The 18419-nt window shown below is 50.4% G+C and carries 16 protein-coding genes and 1 tRNA gene; 13 read left to right on the plus strand and 4 right to left on the minus strand.

Going from position 1 to position 18419, the window contains the following annotated elements; all coding sequences use genetic code 11:
- Positions 1 to 128 precede the first annotated feature (128 nt).
- From Q2J34_RS09780 to Q2J34_RS09830, 11 genes are all read left to right on the plus strand, one after another.
- A complete protein-coding gene (locus tag Q2J34_RS09780) occupies positions 129 to 1799 on the plus strand; it encodes a nucleoside kinase (protein ID WP_300970127.1) in 1671 nt (556 codons plus the stop codon).
- Positions 1800 to 1810: 11 nt separating this feature from the next.
- Positions 1811 to 2155 carry a translation initiation factor gene (locus Q2J34_RS09785; protein WP_300970128.1) on the plus strand — a complete coding sequence of 115 codons (345 nt, stop codon included), beginning with the start codon at positions 1811 to 1813 and terminating at the stop codon, positions 2153 to 2155.
- A gap of 10 nt (positions 2156 to 2165) precedes the next feature.
- Positions 2166 to 2720 carry an RNA methyltransferase gene (locus Q2J34_RS09790; protein ID WP_300970129.1) on the plus strand — a complete coding sequence of 185 codons (555 nt, stop codon included), beginning with the start codon at positions 2166 to 2168 and terminating at the stop codon, positions 2718 to 2720.
- 77 nt (positions 2721 to 2797) lie between these two features.
- Positions 2798 to 2998, plus strand: a complete 201-nt coding sequence (locus Q2J34_RS09795) for a winged helix-turn-helix domain-containing protein (protein ID WP_298889518.1) — start codon at positions 2798 to 2800, stop codon at positions 2996 to 2998.
- A 149-nt stretch (positions 2999 to 3147) separates the two neighbouring features.
- Positions 3148 to 3229 (plus strand) — tRNA-Leu (locus Q2J34_RS09800).
- A 207-nt stretch (positions 3230 to 3436) separates the two neighbouring features.
- Complete coding sequence (gene glsA, locus Q2J34_RS09805) at positions 3437 to 4276, plus strand: 1-acyl-sn-glycerol-3-phosphate acyltransferase (protein ID WP_298889501.1); 840 nt, start codon at positions 3437 to 3439, stop codon at positions 4274 to 4276.
- Positions 4273 to 5226 carry a glycine N(alpha)-acyltransferase GlsB gene (gene glsB, locus Q2J34_RS09810; protein ID WP_300970130.1) on the plus strand — a complete coding sequence of 318 codons (954 nt, stop codon included), beginning with the start codon at positions 4273 to 4275 and terminating at the stop codon, positions 5224 to 5226. Before glsA ends, glsB begins: the two co-directional genes overlap by 4 nt.
- A 12-nt stretch (positions 5227 to 5238) precedes the next feature.
- Entirely contained in the window at positions 5239 to 5649 is a 411-nt protein-coding gene (locus Q2J34_RS09815) for a YraN family protein (protein ID WP_300970131.1), read from the plus strand.
- Positions 5650 to 5743: 94 nt separating this feature from the next.
- Positions 5744 to 6286 carry a DUF4136 domain-containing protein gene (locus Q2J34_RS09820; protein WP_300970132.1) on the plus strand — a complete coding sequence of 181 codons (543 nt, stop codon included), beginning with the start codon at positions 5744 to 5746 and terminating at the stop codon, positions 6284 to 6286.
- A gap of 31 nt (positions 6287 to 6317) precedes the next feature.
- Positions 6318 to 8189, plus strand: a complete 1872-nt coding sequence (locus Q2J34_RS09825; protein WP_300970133.1) for a DNA cytosine methyltransferase — start codon at positions 6318 to 6320, stop codon at positions 8187 to 8189.
- A 3-nt stretch (positions 8190 to 8192) separates the two neighbouring features.
- Positions 8193 to 9380, plus strand: coding sequence for an MvaI/BcnI family restriction endonuclease (locus tag Q2J34_RS09830; protein WP_300970134.1), 1188 nt, complete (start codon positions 8193 to 8195; stop codon positions 9378 to 9380).
- Here the strand turns inward: Q2J34_RS09830 and Q2J34_RS09835 are convergent.
- The 4 genes from Q2J34_RS09835 to Q2J34_RS09850 all read right to left on the minus strand — a co-directional run bounded on the left by Q2J34_RS09835 (position 9362) and on the right by Q2J34_RS09850 (position 13905).
- Positions 9362 to 10573, minus strand: coding sequence for a 4-phosphoerythronate dehydrogenase (locus tag Q2J34_RS09835; protein ID WP_300970135.1), 1212 nt, complete (start codon positions 10571 to 10573; stop codon positions 9362 to 9364). The two genes, Q2J34_RS09830 and Q2J34_RS09835, sit on opposite strands and share 19 nt — an antisense overlap.
- A 300-nt stretch (positions 10574 to 10873) precedes the next feature.
- Positions 10874 to 12064 carry a glycine C-acetyltransferase gene (gene kbl, locus Q2J34_RS09840; protein WP_298889512.1) on the minus strand — a complete coding sequence of 397 codons (1191 nt, stop codon included), beginning with the start codon at positions 12062 to 12064 and terminating at the stop codon, positions 10874 to 10876.
- A 61-nt stretch (positions 12065 to 12125) separates the two neighbouring features.
- Positions 12126 to 12557, minus strand: a complete 432-nt coding sequence (locus Q2J34_RS09845) for a DUF5606 family protein (RefSeq protein ID WP_300970136.1) — start codon at positions 12555 to 12557, stop codon at positions 12126 to 12128.
- Positions 12558 to 12780: 223 nt separating this feature from the next.
- Positions 12781 to 13905, minus strand: coding sequence for an Ig-like domain-containing protein (locus Q2J34_RS09850; protein WP_300970137.1), 1125 nt, complete (start codon positions 13903 to 13905; stop codon positions 12781 to 12783).
- A gap of 842 nt (positions 13906 to 14747) precedes the next feature.
- On the opposite strand from Q2J34_RS09850, the gene glyA reads away from it, so the two are divergent.
- Positions 14748 to 16028: a serine hydroxymethyltransferase gene (gene glyA, locus Q2J34_RS09855; protein WP_300970138.1), complete on the plus strand. Its 1281-nt coding sequence runs from the start codon at positions 14748 to 14750 to the stop codon at positions 16026 to 16028.
- 185 nt (positions 16029 to 16213) lie between these two features.
- On the plus strand, positions 16214 to 17857 hold the full coding sequence (locus Q2J34_RS09860) for a fumarate hydratase (protein WP_300970161.1): 1644 nt from the start codon (positions 16214 to 16216) through the stop codon (positions 17855 to 17857).
- The last annotated feature ends 562 nt before the right edge of the window (positions 17858 to 18419 follow it).

Below are 18419 nucleotides of genomic sequence, written 5' to 3' on the forward strand. Positions count from 1 at the left end.
TACGACTGATTATGGTCCTTTGGTGACAGCTATTTCGTAACTTCGCATGCAAAGGTAACGATTTTAGACTGGTTAGACTAACTAACCGGCTATACAATTTGACAAAAGATATCTAAGTATCAGCCCCTATGGAGAATCTATCAATATATTGCCCCAATCTAGACGAGCATCTCAGCGTACCCCCTGGAGCCACACTTTATCAGGTAGCACAGAGCTACCGCAACGCTCTAGGCTTCGAGCCTGTCAATGCGCGTGTCAACAACCTCACCGTCGCCCTCGACTGGAGGCTCCGCGAGTCCTGTCAGGTTGAGTTCATCGGGCTCACCGAGGAGAGCGGCCGGCACACCTACCTGCGCTCCCTCTGCCTCCTCTTTGCTAAGGCACTCCACGATGAGCTACCGCACTACCATCTGAGCGTACGGCACTCCCTCTCGGGGGGCTACTTTAGCGTCGTCAGGTGTGGTGACAAGGGCATCACTGAGGAGCAGCTAGCCATCGTCAAGCGACGCATAGACCATCTCATTGCTGAGGATCTACCCTTCGAGCGTCGCACCGTACCAGCCGAAGAGGCGGTGCAGATATTTACTGCCATGGGTGAGATGGACAAAGTCGATCTCATCACCTCCAGCGGTCAGCCCTACGTCACCTATCACTATCTCGATGGGTATCCTGACAACTACTACGGCTCTCTGCTTCTCTCCACAGGACAAGTCCAGCTCTACGACCTCGACCCCTACCTGGGTGGTGTACTGATACGTGTACCCTCGACAGTCAAGCCTACAGAGCTGACACCCTTTGAGCCACAGCAACCGATGCGTGAGGTCTTTGACAAGCAGTCTCGTCTGCTCAACCTCCTCGACGTAAGCTATGTGGGTAGTCTCAACAAAGCAATCAGCACGGGACACTTCTCCGAGATCATACAGGTCGCCGAGGCTGCACAGGAAAAGGAGATAGCCGCCATGGCTACTGAGATCGCCGAAGCATACAACAAGAAAGGTGTGCGCATCATACTCGTGGCAGGACCCTCATCTTCGGGCAAGACCACCTTTACCAAGCGGCTACGCCTGCAGCTTATGGCGAACTACCTACGCCCGCACCAGATATCGCTCGACAACTACTTCGTAGCCCGTGAGTTGACTCCCCTAGATGACAATGGGGAGTACGACTATGAGCATATCGAGGCGTTAGACCTAGAGCTTTTCGCCAGTGATCTGCGTCGGCTCCTAGCGGGTGAGCTGGTCGATATGCCACTCTTTGACTTTACTCAAGGAGCTAGAGTGTACCAAAAGGAGCTCCTACAGCTTGGTGAGGGGGATCTGCTTCTCATCGAGGGCATTCATGCGCTCAATCCACGACTCATCCCCGATGACCTACAGCACCTCACCTATAATATATATATCAGTGCCCTGACCGCCCTCGGACTAGATGCACATAACCGCATCCCCAGTACCGACATACGCCTCCTCAGACGCATGGTGCGTGACCACAAGTACAGAGGCTACTCAGCCATTGATACCATCAGCCGGTGGCGCAGCGTGCGAGATGGTGAGGAGCGATGGATCTTCCCCTACCAGCAGAGAGCCAACGTACTCTTCAACAGTGCGCTTCTATACGAAGTTGCCGTCCTCAAGACCCTTGCCGAGCGGATCCTCTACCAGGTACCCGCCTGCGTCAAGGAGTACAGCGAGGCGCGCCGTCTGCTACGCTTCCTCGAGCACGTCAGGCCAGCACCCACCGACGAGATACCCTCCACCTCGCTCCTGCGCGAATTTGTCGGGGGCAGCTCATTTCACTATTAACCCCTACAGCTATGTCCAAGAAGAAGAAGAACAAAGCCCCCTCCACGGGAGGCATCGTATACAGTACCGCCCCCGACTGGTCGCCACAGCTAGCGAGTAGCGAGGCTGAGACCCTTCCTCCTGCTCAGCAACGGCTGCGCATACAGTACTCCCGCGCTGGCAGAGGAGGCAAGGAGGCACTCATCATCATGGGCTTCGTCGGGTCTGACGGCGATCTAGCAGACCTCGCCCGTCAGCTCAAGCAGTCGCTCGGCTGTGGAGGCTCTACACGTGATGGCGAGATACTGCTCCAGCAAAACGATAAGGAGAAGCTCATCAAGCTCCTTCAGTCCAAAGGGTACAAAGACACTAAGTAAAGTCCCCGCTATGCCCATAGAGAAAACCTCCATCCTAGAGATGCAGCGTCTCACCACCGAGGAGTACCACGCAGCTCCCAAGGTGCCGCTCACCATACTCCTAGACAATGTGCGTAGCATGCACAACGTCGGCTCGATCTTTCGCACGGCAGACGCCTTTCGCCTGGAGGAGCTACTCCTCGTCGGCATCACAGGCTGTCCACCGCACCCGCTCATTCACAAGACCGCCATCGGTGCCGAGGAGGCGGTGCCATGGCGACACCTAGACTCTGCCATCGACTTCCTTGAGGCGTGCCGAGCAGCGGGACGCACTATCCTCGCTCTCGAGCAGACACATCAGAGCATCACGCTCGGCAGTCAGCCACCGCTAGACGATCGTGGAGCCGTCTTGATCGTGGGCAACGAAGTGCATGGCATCTCTGACGAGGTCATTCAGTATGCTGACTATTGTCTAGAGATCCCGCAGTACGGCACCAAGCACTCGCTCAATGTGAGCGTCGCCACTGGCATCACTATCTACGACCTCTGCACCCCTTATCTAGAGATGCATCGTAGCTTAACCTAGCCGTAAGAGACGTTTCAATCTTTTTATGTAGCTTTGCCATATAGAAAACCCAACACGATAACACTATGGAAGAAAACATGATCGCATACATCGGCACCAATGCCGGTCTCGTCTGGAACGCACTAGACAAACTAGGCAAGATGGACGTCAAGCAACTCAAGAAAGCGACCAAGATACGTACCGAAAAGGATGTCTACGCAGCACTCGGCTGGCTCGCCAAGGAGGAGAAGCTCACCTTCGTCTACGAGGACGACACGCTCCTAGTCGCACTGCGGTAGTCTCTCACGAGATAGCTGACAGGCAGACTATCTAGGTTGCTATACATCAGTGCATTGAGTCTCTTTGCTGTAAGATTTGCGAAATCTAGATTGTCTGATCGCTTGCTAATTCAAAGATTATTCTTACCTTTGCAGACGCAAACCTCGCTGCGGTCGTGGCGGAATTGGTAGACGCGTTAGACTTAGGATCTAATGCCGCGAGGTGTGTGGGTTCGAGTCCCACCGACCGTACAACGATAGAGAGACCTCTCTGACACCCCTTGTGGGAGCAGACGGGTCTCTCTTCTTTTTATCCCTATCGCCACGCGATATCCACCCTCTCTAGACCCAAGTCTCACGGTAAAAACGAGTTTCGGTCAATTACCCCCGCATAGTAACACCTTTGTAATCGCTATGTGCGCCATTAGTCGTACATTTGCAGTAAATCATACGCAATCTATGCCTGAAGAGAGCTTCCATCCACAGCAGGTCGACATAGCCGCTATCCTCAATCGACGACGCAAGAAGCCGTTGCCAGCCTTCGTGACCAATGGCGTGGCACGCTTGATACACCAGCGTGAGATCAACGATGTGCTACGTCGCTACGGACACCTGGAGGGGGTAGACTTTATGGATGCCCTGATCCAAGAGTTTCGCATTGACCTAACGCTCATCGGTGCCGAGCATCTGCCCGCAGATCCTCGTGCACTCTTTATCAGCAATCACCCGCTGGGAGGGCTAGACGGGATCTGTCTGACTCACCTCATAGCTAGTCACTATCAGACTGATATCCGCTACATCGTCAACGATCTCCTGCTCAATCTCAAGCCACTCGCCAATATCTTCGTTCCGGTCAATAAGTATGGCGCACAGGCACGCACCTCTATTCAGAGGATGCACGAGGCACTGGAGAGCGACCTGCCTGTGATCACCTTTCCCGCGGGACTCTGCTCACGACTTATCAAAGGGCAGATACAGGATCCTCTCTGGCGACCCAGCTTTATCAAGCAGGCAAGACAGTTTCGCCGTCCCATCGTGCCGCTCTTCTTCCACGGGCGTAACTCAATGAAGTTTTACCGTATTGAGCAACTGAGGAAAGCACTCGGCATACGCTTTAACATTGGCACGGCATTGCTACCACACGAAATGTTTGCTGCACAGGGTAGCTCCTTTACCGTAGTGGTCGGGGAGCCGATCCCCTATGAGACGCTCGAGGGGGTGAAGCCTAGCGACTTACCAGAGCAGGTAGAGCGCATCAGGCAGCAAGTATACCAACTGAAAGACCAACTATCCAAATGAGTGCTACAGAGCAACCCATCATAGCGCCGATAGATCGGCAATTGATCCGACAGGAGCTGACACCAGAGCTCTTCGTCCGTAAGACCAATAAGAGTAATAACGAGATCTATGCCTTTCGAGCTGCGCAAGCACCACACACGATGCGTGAGGTGGGACGTCTGCGCGAGGAGAGCTTTCGTGCTGGCGGTGGTGGTACGGGGCTAGATTGCGATGTAGATAAGTACGACCTGATGGACGATGGCTACGTACAGCTCATCGTCTGGAACCCTGAGCTCGAGAAGATCATGGGTGGCTACCGATACATACTCGGTGAGGCGGTACTACGCCATCAGGAGCAGACGGATGCACTCGCCACGTCGCACATGTTTAGCTTTAGCGAGGAGTTCGTACGGGACTATCTCCCCTACACGATCGAGCTGGGACGCTCATTCGTAAGCCACGAGTTTCAGACGACACGGGCGGGGCTAATGTCTTCGATCTATACACTCGACAACCTGTGGGACGGGCTCGGAGCCTTGACCGTCATCTACCCTGAGATCAAGTACTTCTTTGGCAAGGTGACCATGTACAAGACTTACAATAAGTACTGCCGCAACCTGATCCTCAAGTTTATGGAGATCTACTTCGGAGACAAAGATCACTTAGTCGTCCCGATGACGCCGGTCGAGGTAGACATTGACCCAGCAGAGATAGATCGCCTTTTCGTCAAGAACGACCTCAAGAGCGACTACCGCGCGCTCAAGGCGGAGGTCCGCAAGCACAATATCAACATTCCACCGCTCTTTAACGCTTACATGTCGCTCACACCGAAGATTCGCATCTTTGGCACAGCGATCAACGATGAGTTTGGCGATGTCGAGGAGACGGGTCTGCTGACGCCCATTGCGGACATTATCCCCGAGAAGAAAGAGCGGCACATAGACACTTACCAGAACGCCCATAAGTCGTAAGGGATCAGTCTTATGGCTCTCGCTAATGAGCTTGGAGCTGCTGGCGAAAAGGCTGCTCAGCGCTACCTCCTCTCTCGACGGATACGCATCCTCGAGGTCAACTGGCGTGATCCGCTCTGCGAGATAGACATCATAGCGTCAGACGGTCGGCACCTACTGATCGTCGAGGTGAAGAGCCGTATGGAGTACTCCGCGACGAGTCCACTAGACGCCGTCAATGCAGCAAAAGCGCATCAGATGATGCTCGGTGGCATGCGCTACGCACAGCGGATGCGCATCGACTTGCCGATACGCTACGATGTCGTCGAGGCACTCTACTGCCCAGCGAGCGATGTTTTTGAAATGAAGTACCACAAAGGCTACTTCTCCGCAGAGGAGATCGCCCTCCAGGAGACACTTCCCCACGGCTTCGCACAGCCGTAGTCTACTCCTTCCTATTCGGCATTTATCAATGAGGGCCGTGGAGCCCTTTTGATGTAGAGTTATTTTGTCTATATTTGCGAGAGGAACTAGAGATATGAAACAGATAGATACCCCCAAGCTATGGTTGGCTTTTGTAGTCGTTATTTTTGTAGCCACTCTTTCGAGTTGTGGTTTAAACTCACCTCAAGTGAGAGTTGCAATGCCTCTGTCCCAATTTCAATATGCCTATATTGCTCCAACTGGAGGAGTACACAGTTCCTCAAGTGTGGCAATAGGAGGCTATACACTACCTTACTCTAACTCTGTCAATCCTAGAGATCTCATAGCAGGACATTTGTCCAAGCGAGGGTTCGTAATAGTTCCAGAGGTTTCGCCAAGGTACGCTAAGGAAACCCTCATTGTGAACTATGGAGAGAGCAACAAAAGGGAACTCCTAGTTGGTTATGCTCTAGAAGTCACAATCCAGTTTATTACAGCTGATACAAATAAGCTAGTAGCAGTTGCTACTGCAGAAGGACTGGGGTCTACAGAGGCGGATGATATTCGAGAGGCTATAGCTCGGGCTATTTCTGCTCTATTTGACACCCCCAAGACAGATAACAACCCAATAGTTTCTCTTGAAGGCACTTATTATTGAACTAAACAATACGAAATAGAAGAGAGTCCAAATGGCTGAGAAGAGAGAGTTTACGCAAAGTCGTCAGAAGGTGACATTCATCGATTTATTTGCAGGCGCTGGAGGTATTAGCGAAGGTTTTCTACAGGCCTATACTGCGGATAAGTACTATGACTTCTTGCTAGCGTCAGACATCAATACAAATTGTCAGCTTACGCACGAAGTACGCTATAATTACCAGCTAGGACTCTCCACAGAATTTCTATGTCAGGACATTATGGAGGAGTCTTTTCTCTCCAATTTGCTCGATAAGATTGGAGAGAAGCAGATTGATGTTGTGACTGGAGGTCCTAGTTGCCAATCTTTTAGCTTAGCAGGGTCTCGTAGCAAGTTTGACAAGAGAGATAACCTTTTCTACCACTACCTCAAAGTCATCAAAGCTTTGCGACCAAAATACTTTGTTATGGAAAACGTCAAGGGTATTCTAACAAAGGATAAGGGTAAGTTTGTAGACCGAATATTGAGCGAGATAAGTTCAATAATTGATGAAGCCGCAATGCCATATTTACAGGCTTTTCTCAAAACTAAGCTTCCCAACTATCTATCCCCATTTATGGTCAAGCTGTGGCTTACTAAATTGGATGTAGAGGCATATGATGCTTTAGCTTCTGACACTTACGAGAGGGGGTACTTCGATCTATTAAATCGTCAATTCAAAGTAATCACCCAAGGAATTTCCTATAAAGAGAGCAAATCCAATCAAGATATCAACACCATTCGCCATGGCCTTCTATTGCTTCAAGAAAGTTCACAGCGAGAGCTTATCATCCAGAGTCTTGTAAATCTTAAGACGCATTGCAATGTAAATAATGACCACTTCGTAGAGCAACTTAATGACTCCATAGATCAAATGTGTGAGGAGAGAATCATAAGGCGGATGCTTAGCTCTCTAGAAGCTATCAAGCCTTTGACTAGAAATTCTCTAGATGTTGAAGATATGGAGCAAGCTTTGAAAGTCTTTGCACTACGATTTGATGATTGTCTTGATGAAATAAAAAAGCTACTAAATAGGACAGACCTTGTTGCATTTCAGAGGCTAGTCGACAACGTGCATCTATATCGTATAGATCAGCCGATAGTCTTAACAGCTGCAGACTATGGTGTCCCACAAAATCGAGAGCGAGTACTTTTCATCGGATGTCGCAAGGATCAAAAACTTATTACTAGCATTCCTACAACGATAAAAGAAAATGATCGGGTGACAGTATTCGAAGCTCTTTGGGACTTAGATATGATTGGTAATGGAGAGACTGTAAAAACGTATCGAGCCACCCAACCCATCAAGCAATATCAAAGCTTACTACGAGCTCGCTCAGAGGATAGTGTTCCGATAAGAGGGGGACAGATGTATTCAAGTTGGTCTAAATGTGGAAGACTGAAGCATCGATTTGAATTCGACTCTGAGCCTTTTTATGTCAAGACAAGAGGAGAGCTAAGCTCCCGTCTCAAGTATCAGAAGATGGAGCTCTTCAATCATCAAACGAGCCAACAAAATGCTGATGTACGACGTCGGTTACAGCTCATTGCAGAGTCTGGAGACTACGACTCTGCTAAGCCTCAATTAAAAAAAGAGGGGTTAGAATCAAACAAACGCAACTATACCGTATTAAATCCACAGGGACAGAGTCCTACTGTGTGTACTATGCCAGACGACTTTATTCACTACGCAGCTCATCGCCCACTCACTGTACGCGAGATGGCACGATTACAGTCATTTGATGACTCTTTTGTTTTTCAAGGAAAGAGACAAACGGGTGGTAATAAGCGCAAAGTAGAGATTCCGCAGTATACATTGGTGGGAAATGCAGTCCCTCCATTGATGGCTAAAGCCATTGCCAATGAAATTCTAAATAAAATTGACTAGCTTATGACACATATGCGTTCTTTCTCGAAGCTTGAGGAGCAAAACATTGCTTATCTTGTAAACCATAACATAAGCTTTACCCTCGTTCAAGTCACAGGAACTGGATTGAAGAAAAGTATTTTAGACGCAACAGCTCCAATGCGTAGCTATTTCTTCGAGCAAGGTATTCACAACTATTCAGAACAGCTACAGGGTCCTAATCACAAGCAAATACTTCCTACTAGGATCTTCGATGAACAGAATGAATATCAAACCAAGACCTCTCTTTATCGTCCTATTACAAAAAAAGGAGATCCTCGCCTTTGGATTTATCAGCTAGGAGAGCATACCCATCCAGATGACATCCATGCAATTTGCGTCTATAAGATGGAGTTTAGAGTAATCAATATAACACGTGTCAACATCGAGAAAAGCTACACCGCCTCCGAGCCATCTCCTCTGAAAGAGTTCATAGCAGAACTTTACCACACAAGCTCTACGACATCAGAAGAGCTCCTTGCATTTTTCAAATGTCACAAAGGAGAGTGGTTTGAAGCTGAAATAACCGCAGATACAGGCATTGGGCGTACCATTGAAACAATGTTAGGCATAGCGCAAAACTCTAACAAAACACCTGACTACAAAGGAATAGAACTCAAGAGCTATAGAGAAAAGCGATCATCTACTAAGAATGTCCTCTTTACTCAAACGCCCGACTGGAGCTTGAGTACTCTCAAATCAGGACGTGAGATTGTCGCCAAGTATGGATACTTAGATAAAATCAAGGGAAAGAAAACCTATCAAAATACAGTACAATGCAACCTCCCTAATAGTCAAGGGTTGGGGCTAACACTTGACCAAGTTAAAGAACTCCTAGAGCTTCAGTACTTTGGTACACCAATCGAAGATGTTGCTGTATGGACTTTACGCAAACTACATCAGCGCTTGAGCGAAAAACATCGAGAGACCTTTTGGATAGCCGTTGATAATAAGTATCAAGACGGAAAGGAGTATTTTCGATATCAAAGTATTGAGCATACAAGAAATCCAATCTTACCTCAATTCGATTTACTTCTAGAAGCTGCGATTATCACCGTAGACTTGTTGCTCTGTAGACCGAGTGGACATGGAGACACCTACAGCTTTAAAATAAAGAAGAAAGGTATGCCCCTACTATTCCCTGAAAGCCTTACTTACGATCTCCTCTCATAAAAGCCGAGCGCGGTGAGTGCGGAACGGACGGAGGCAGGGACGCCTCGTACGGTGTAGTCGCGTGGCTCGTAAGGGTGCTGGTAGTGGACACGCTGCTGCTCGAAGGTGTCGGGACTAGCTACCAATCGCTTCATAATAGCCGGCAGGTCGAGCGTGTGGATCATCGCACGCCAAGGTATCTGCCACGGTTCGCACCCCGAGAGGTCTATGTATGGCTCCGCCACGGGACGAGGGTGCGCCAGTGCTATGCGAGTATCACTAAGATTGAAGAAATCGCACAGGTGACGCAGGCTCTGCACAGCTCCCTGCGCCTTGCCATGCACTGAGAAGCCCGCAATGTGGGGTGTACCGATGAAGACTCGATCCAGTAGCGGCTGTGCTATGTGTGGCTCACCCTCCCAGCAGTCGATCACAGCTCCTGCGACCGCTTTGTCGTCAAGGGCGCGTACTAGTGCGGGGGTGTCGACGACGGATCCACGACAAGCGTTGATGAGCCAAGGTCGTTGCTGAGCATTTCGCAAGAAAGTGTCATCAACTAAGTGATAAGTAGGGTGTGCGCCCCCCTTCGTTAGAGGCACATGGCAGGTAATCATCGTAGCCGAGGCGAGGAGCGTCTCTAGATCTACATAGCTATCTCGTAGAGCTGGCATATCGTCCGCAAGGTAAGGACGTGGTAGTCCGTTGCGATCCAACTTCTCCAGATAGCTCTGCCAGTCAGGGTGCTCATCGTAAGCCGCCACGAGAGGCGAATCGTAGAGGAGCGTTCGCATGCCGAGTGCTTTGGCGCGCTGATAGACCCGTCCGCCGGTATGTCCCGTGCCAATGATCCCGAGGGTTATATCCTCAGGAGCCAATCCCTGCTCTAGTGCGATACGAGAGATAGCCGTCAGGACATACTGCGCCACAGAGGCAGCGTTGCACCCAGGGGCGTTGAACCAGCGAATGCCCGCCTCACGGCAGTACTCGGTATCTATATGGTCAAAGCCCGCCGTCGCTGAGGTGATCAGACGTACAGCACTCCCCTCCAGGAGGGTGCGATCACAACGCGTCACGCTACGGATCATCAGGGCATCAGCATCAGCGACCGCTTCGGCCGTAATCTCGCCACTCGGCAGGTAGCGCGCCTCGACCCCGAGGGGCATACCGTCGGCCATGTAGGGGATAGAACTATCTACAACTATTCGCAGGGACATATATATATAATAGTATAGCTACTTAATATAAAGAGGAAGGTGACTAGATCTGCACTCCCGATGTGATGGGACAGCGTCTAGTCACCTTCGTTGTTAGTTATGCTTTGCTGAGAGCTACGATTACTTGAGACTATTGCATAAAGGCGAATCGCTGTGTTGCTTTCGGAGTTCGGCTTCGGTCACATACGGAGGTATGCTCCCTTCAGACCTCACCCTCAGCGCCTTGCGCTTCATCCTTTCTGCAAAGTCTAGACAATCTTGCAGGCAAGATTGTGAGACTGTTGACTTTTGCAACAGTCTCTACTTGATCACGCCCAGCTCCTTGCCGATCTTGATAAAGGCAGCGATCGCCTTGTCGAGGTGCTCACGCTCATGAGCTGCTGAGAGCTGTACGCGGATACGCGCCTCGCCCTTCGGTACGACTGGATAGTAGAAGCCAGTTACATAGATACCCTCCTCGAGCAGACGAGCAGCGTAGCGCTGAGATAGAGGAGCATCGTAGAGCATCACAGCACAGATAGCACTCTGTGTAGGCTTGATGTCAAAGCCAGCTGCTAGCATCTTGTCGCGGAAGTAGTTGACATTATCCATCAACTTCGTGTGTAGTGAGTCATCCTCCTCCAGCATCTTGAAGACCTCGATACCTGCGCCAACTACTGCGGGGGGCAGTGAGTTAGAGAAGAGGTAAGGTCTAGAGCGCTGACGTAGTATCTCGATGATCTCCTTAGGACCAGCCGTAAAGCCACCGACAGCACCACCGAATGCCTTGCCTAGCGTACCCGTGTGGATATCGATACGATCGAAGCAGTCGAAAGCCTCAGCGACACCGCGGCCCGTCTTGCCGACTACACCAGCTGAGTGGCACTCATCGACCATCACGAGAGCGTCATACTTGTCAGCGAGGTCGCAGATCTTGTCCATGGGAGCTACGTTGCCGTCCATACTGAAGACACCGTCCGTGACGATGATGCGGAAGCGCTGCTCCTGAGCCTCCTGGAGGCACTTCTCAAGCTCCTCCATGTTGGCATTGGCGTAGCGATAGCGCTTAGCCTTGCAGAGACGTACACCGTCGATGATCGAAGCGTGGTTCAGTGAGTCACTGATGATAGCATCCTCTGGGCCAAAGAGAGGCTCGAAGACACCGCCGTTGGCATCAAAGCAAGCAGCGTAGAGGATAGCGTCCTCCGTGTGGAAGTAGTGTGCGATAGCCTTCTCAAGCTGCTTGTGGATATCTTGCGTACCGCAGATGAAGCGTACGCTACTCATACCGTATCCGTGCGAATCCATCATGGCCTTGGCAGCCTTGATGAGGCGAGGATTGTCGGAGAGACCTAGATAGTTGTTAGCGCAGAAGTTCAAGACATCCTTGCCCCCCTCTACCTTGATAGCGGCTGTCTGAGGGGTGATGATAATGCGCTCCTCCTTGTAGAGACCCGCATCCTTAGTGTCTTGGATCTCCTTAGTTAGGAAGTTCTTCAGTTCTTTGTACATGATATTATGTGGTAAAGTTATAGACAGAATCGATGAGCCAAGTGTGGCTCGGAAGATGCTTTTACTCCTCTGCTGGAGCCTCCTCACTAGCCTCCTCAGGTGCAGGCTCGGAGAAGTCGGTGTGCCCCGTCTCTACGAGGATGTTGTACCAGCGAAAGATCTTCTTGATATCGTTGTCGTGGACGCGCTGACGGTCGTACTCGGGGAGAACCTCTGCAAAGAGGTCGAAGTAAGCCTCCTTGCCAGTGAGCCCCTTAAGGTCGACTGGCTTGCCCTCATACTTGTCGAGCAGCGTCTGCAAGATCTCTCGCAGAGGTGCCTCTTCGGTAGTCGTATAGATCGATATATCGCCTAGAGATACGACACGATCCGAGGCGTAAGCGGGGATACGACGCTTAGTCTCTAGATCCTCGACGATGATACTATTCTTGGTGTGTGTCAGGAGCTTAAAGAGTCCTGGCTTGCCTGAGATGGATAAGATTTCTTTGAGCATAAACTATATTATGTAGCGAAAGCCCTCGAGGCTCTCGTGATATCACCTGCAAAGATACCAAAATAGTATCGTATGGTGTGTACACGGACCACTCTTTTAATTTGGCAGGCCGAGCAATGATAAGGATTTGGACAGCCAGTGCCACTACAGAACGTATCTAATACGACAACGGACGCCCGATCTCGTGCGTCCGTCGTCTAGGGGAGGAGTGTAGCCAGCACAACTAGCCCTCTGCGGGCTTGGTCTTAAAGTCGAAGTAAGCAGGATCTGTCGTCAGTCCTAAATCCTTATCCCACCCGAATAGCACTAAGACGTAGTCTGTATTTGGTGTCAGACCAGTATTAGTCTCTTCATTGATCTGTAACTCACCAACCTTGAAAGCATCTGGCATAGGATCCATCTGGTGTACGCTCTGCACTAGCTTGTAGCACATCATCTCCTTTGCGGGTACACCATCTAGTACTTCGTTACCAGGCTTCGGATTGCGGTAAAAGTCTACATAGCGCTTGCTCTGTATAGCGTAGAAGTAAGACTTCGTCATATCCGACGGACGCACCAAAGCTGAGACCCATGAGTCGCTAGGGGTAAGGTTCTCAACATTAAAGGTGAAGTTTAGCATCGTACGAGGTTTCGTCTTCTGCTCGAGCTCTATGACCTTAGTTAGCTCGTAGCCATCCTGATCCATACCATAGATTCTTGCGACAATGGTATGATCAGCTGGATAAGGATAGTCTGAGCCTGAGATCTCTCCTAGGTCAAACTCTCTCGTCCCCTTGAAGGACTCCCGAGCCATAGCCTCTCTGTATCCTGCGCTTCCTATTTCGCCACCTGAGACAGCCTTCCACCACTCACGATTGGCATTGGGCTGATTCTGTAGGTTATTGAGGATGCGATCGTAGCCCTCTCGCGTACCAGCATTGACTGAGTAGAGCATCTCAGGATCTTTAGGCGTCACCTTAATGTAGACGTTAGTTGCCGTCACCCTAAGGATCTCTATGGCAAAGTCCTCTTTGGGAGCTGGCTCCTGGATCGTGATCTTGCACGAGGCAGAGACACCATCCACCTCAGCTAGGATAGTCGTCTCGCCCTTGGCAACGGCTGTGACCACTCCCTTGTCAGAGACCGTCGCCAGCTCAGCATTGAGACTGCGGAAGGCGACTGGCTTGTTGAGGTTCGGCTGCTGCGTCACCTGTAGCTGTAGGCTCTCGCCGATGGTCATAGTAGCCTTATCTGGAGTGATCGCCAAGGTCTCGACCTTTTGCTCTACGGGCGTATTGACATCATCATCACAACTGACGAGCGTCAGGAGCGGGAGCAGGAGTAGTAGATAGAAGATTGTTCTTTTCATACTGTCGTTTGGGTTATTGGTTTATATAAGTGTGCAGTCAACACTATCGTGTGCGTCGCATACAAATGTAATACAAAAAAACACAAACTATTGCTCATTCATCAAGCTTATCCAACCGAGGCTAACGCATTATGTTATAATGAACTCATCGACCTCTCTACTCCTCGCTGGTCGCTAATGTGTAGCTCCTAAAAAAATGATTATGATGCATCAGCCCTGGCTGGGCAAACTCGACGCTGGTTAGTTACAATAATTTAGAGCCGACTACATATCGAAACGACACCATGTCGGGGAAAAGTGATTTCCACGTGGATATTTCAAAATCTCCACGTGGAGAATAAAAAATTCTTCGGAGGAATGAAATGAAACTTCGGAAGAATCAAATGAAACTTCGGAAGAAATAAATCACGCCCACGTGGAAAAAGAAAAATATCCACGTGGAGATTTGAGATTCCCCACGTGGATATTCGAGAAAGGAGAGAATCGGACGAATTTCCCCATAAAGATATGTAAATGGAGATTAGAGGTTAGAAATTAGAGATTAGAAGCTAGAGATTAGAGATCCGATCACTCTGATAGCTCCGATGGTTCCGATAGCTAACAGCCAATCCAGGGCTGACACATTATATATAATGCCCTCATCTATTCCTCGCTTGTCGCTAATATGTAGCTCCCAAAAGAGCGATTATAATTTCAGCCCGGATTCCTTACGCGAAGATTATCCCAACTCAGATATTATTGTTATCTTTGCGAGAGAATCGTGTGAGCCTCTGCTCGCGCTTGAGGGGCTAGGGGCTTCGCACACCTATGTATGACGACTAACTGATTTAATTTCACATAGAATGAAAAGAGACCAAGAGATCTTTGATCTGATCGAACAGGAGCATCAGCGCCAGCAAAAGGGCATTGAGCTGATCGCCTCTGAGAACTTTGTCAGCGACCAGGTCATGCAAGCTATGGGTAGCTGTATGACTAATAAGTACGCTGAGGGATACCCTGGCAAGCGTTACTACGGCGGTTGCGAGGTAGTGGACAAGTCTGAGAACCTAGCCATAGAGCGTATCAAGAAGCTCTTTGGCGCGGAGTATGCCAACGTGCAGCCCCACTCAGGTGCTCAAGCTAATATGGCTGTCCTCTTTACCTGCCTCAAGCCTGGTGATACCTTCATGGGTCTAAACCTAGACCACGGTGGTCACCTCTCACACGGTTCGCCTGTCAATAGCTCTGGTATGCTCTACCACCCCATCGGCTACAACGTAAGCAAGGAGACGGGTATGGTCGACTATGACGAGATGGAGCAGCTAGCTCGTCAGCACAAGCCTAAGCTCATCATCGCTGGTGGCTCGGCTTACTGCCGCGAGTGGGACTACGCACGCTTCCGCAAGGTAGCTGACGAGATCGGTGCTATCTTTATGGTCGATATGGCTCACCCCGCCGGACTGATCGCTGCTGGTCTGCTCGACAACCCTGTCAAGTATGCTCACATCGTCACCTCTACGACACACAAGACCCTACGTGGTCCTCGTGGTGGTATCATCCTCATGGGTAAGGACTTTGAGAATCCTTGGGGTCTCAAGACACCTAAGGGGGTTGTCAAGATGATGTCTCAGCTGCTCAACTCAGCTGTCTTCCCAGGCATCCAGGGCGGTCCACTAGAGCATGTCATTGCAGCTAAGGCTGTTGCCTTTGGCGAGGCGCTTGATCCTTCATTTAAGGAGTATCAGAAGCAGGTGATGAAGAATGCTAAGGCACTTGGCGAGGCTTTTGTCAAGATGGGCTACAACTGTATCTCTGGCGGTACGGACAATCACTGCCTCCTCATCGACCTACGCTCTAAGTATCCTGACCTAACGGGTAAGGTGGCTGAGAACGCACTCGTACGTGCTGACATCACGGTCAATAAGAATATGGTACCCTTTGACTCACGCTCTGCATTCCAGACCTCTGGTATCCGTGTGGGTACGCCCGCTATCACGACGCGTGGTGTCAAGGAGGACAAGATGGCATACATCGTCGAGCTCATAGACCGCGTACTGCGTGATCCTGAAAACGAGGCTGAGATAGCTAAGGTACGTAAGGAGGTCAACGAGATGATGTCTCCACTACCTATCTTCGCTTGGTAAGATAAACTCAAAAGAGGCCTAGCCTCTTAACCTGATAGAGACTGAATGCAGGGGGGACGCACGCTTAGACTTCTAAGGAGCAGACCCTAGCACTCAGTCTCTTACTATTTTCCCTACCCCACTTGAGCCTATGACGAGATATGTCACGAGGCTCTCTATACACACACTTAACTGACACAAGAGAGATGCCCACACCACCGTTTCAGTACCAGCCGATGTTTCCCGTAGGAGCCGATAAGACTGAGTACGAGTTAATCACCTCTGACTACGTGCACACGGTCGACTGCAATGGTCACCAGATGCTACAAGTCGAGCCAGAGGCGCTACGCATACTTGCCGAGCGAGCTATGCACGATGTAGCCTTCTACCTACGCCCTGCCCATCAGGAGCAGGTCGCATCAATACTATCCGACCCTGAGGCTTCGGACAATGATAAGTTTGTCGCCCTCACCTTCCTCCGCAATGCTGAGGTGAGTGCTCTAGGGCAGCTTCCCTTCTGCCAAGACACGGGTACCGCCATCATCCTAGGTAAGAAAGGACAAAACGTCTGGACTGGTGCTTGCGATGAGGAGTACCTCTCGCACGGAGTCTACGACACTTACACCCGCTACAACCTCCGCTATTCACAAAATGCACCTCTCGATATGTATCGCGAGGTCAATACGGGGTGCAACCTCCCCGCACAGATCGACCTGATGGCGACCGAAGGCGATGAGTATAAGTTCCTCTTTATCGCTAAGGGCGGTGGCTCTGCCAATAAGACTTACCTCTATCAGGAGACCAAAGCACTCCTCACGGAGGAGCGGCTCTTCCCCTTCCTAGTTGATAAGATGCGTTCGCTAGGCACTGCTGCTTGTCCTCCTTATCATATAGCCTTCGTCATCGGCGGCACCTCGGCAGAGGCAAACCTCAAGACGGTCAAGCTCGCCAGTGCCAAGTACTACGACGAGCTACCCACCGAGGGCAATGAGCTGGGGCATGCTTTCCGAGATCTAGAGATGGAGCAGCGACTCCTTGAGGCAACCCACGAGATTGGTCTGGGAGCGCAGTTTGGCGGTAAGTACTTCGCCCATGACATACGAGTGATCCGCATGCCTCGTCATGGAGCTTCCTGTCCCGTGGGGCTAGGCGTGAGTTGCTCAGCAGACCGCAATGTACGGGCTAAGATCAATAAGGATGGACTGTGGATCGAGCGACTCGAGAAGCACCCCGCACGACTCATCCCCGAGGCTATGCGCCACGGCACCGAGGGCGAGGTCGTCAAGGTAGACCTCAATCGCCCGATGGACGAGATACGTAAGCAACTGAGTCAGTACCCTGTCTCTACGCGTCTCTCGCTCTCAGGCACCATCGTCGTAGGACGTGATATAGCCCATGCCAAGCTCAAGGAGCGTCTCGATCGTGGTGAGGAGCTACCCCAGTACATCAAGGATCACCCGATCTACTACGCTGGCCCCGCCAAGACGCCTGAGGGTATGCCTAGTGGCTCCTTCGGTCCCACGACAGCAGGACGTATGGATCCCTACGTAGACCTCTTCCAGAGCCATGGTGGTAGCCTTATCATGATTGCCAAGGGCAACCGCAGTCAGCAGGTTACGGACGCTTGCAAGGCACATGGAGGCTTCTATCTCGGTAGCATCGGTGGCCCCGCAGCAATCCTAGCGAAGGAGAGCATCAAGCATGTCGAGTGCCTCGAGTATCCCGAGCTGGGTATGGAGGCTATCTGGCGCATAGAGGTGGAGGACTTCCCTGCTTTCATCTTAGTCGATGACAAGGGCAACGACTTCTTCCAGCAGATCAGACAGTGCGCTGGCTGCCCCCGTGGCTAGCCTCACACGATGCTGAGACTTGTCTGCTCTCACAGTGGCTCAGACCACGAAGACGCAGACTGCTGAGAAGTTTATAAATATCGGAGTGATCGGAGTGACAAAAGACTCGGATCACTCCGTTTATGTATGATCTATTTTGCACTTCCGATCGACTCAAAATCCGAAGCCGATATAACTTTACAACCACATAGAGAAGCTATCTAGAGACCCCTCTCGTAACTTATTCGTAATCCCCTAGATAGCCCTCATTCTTGATTGTCTATTACTCTGATCACTCCACGCATATATCATCGTAATAGACTAATCAATAAGCAATTAGACCAAATCTCTTAATTGTCAACAACTCTACACCCTAAACCTTTGACAACAATACAGATAGGCGGGAGGAGAGGTGCTTTTGTCGTTTTGTCCTGTTGCATGGCATCGTCAAAGTTAGGATCTTTGCAAGTGAAAAGTGACCCCTCACAGAGGAGCCTCCTCATGGGTCACTTGACTATCCTACTGTTGCAAAGATAACAGTCTCATTTTACATCGACTACTATCATATACTTGACTACTTAAT

It is taken from the genome of Porphyromonas vaginalis (assembly GCF_958301595.1).
GTDB lineage: Bacteria > Bacteroidota > Bacteroidia > Bacteroidales > Porphyromonadaceae > Porphyromonas > Porphyromonas vaginalis.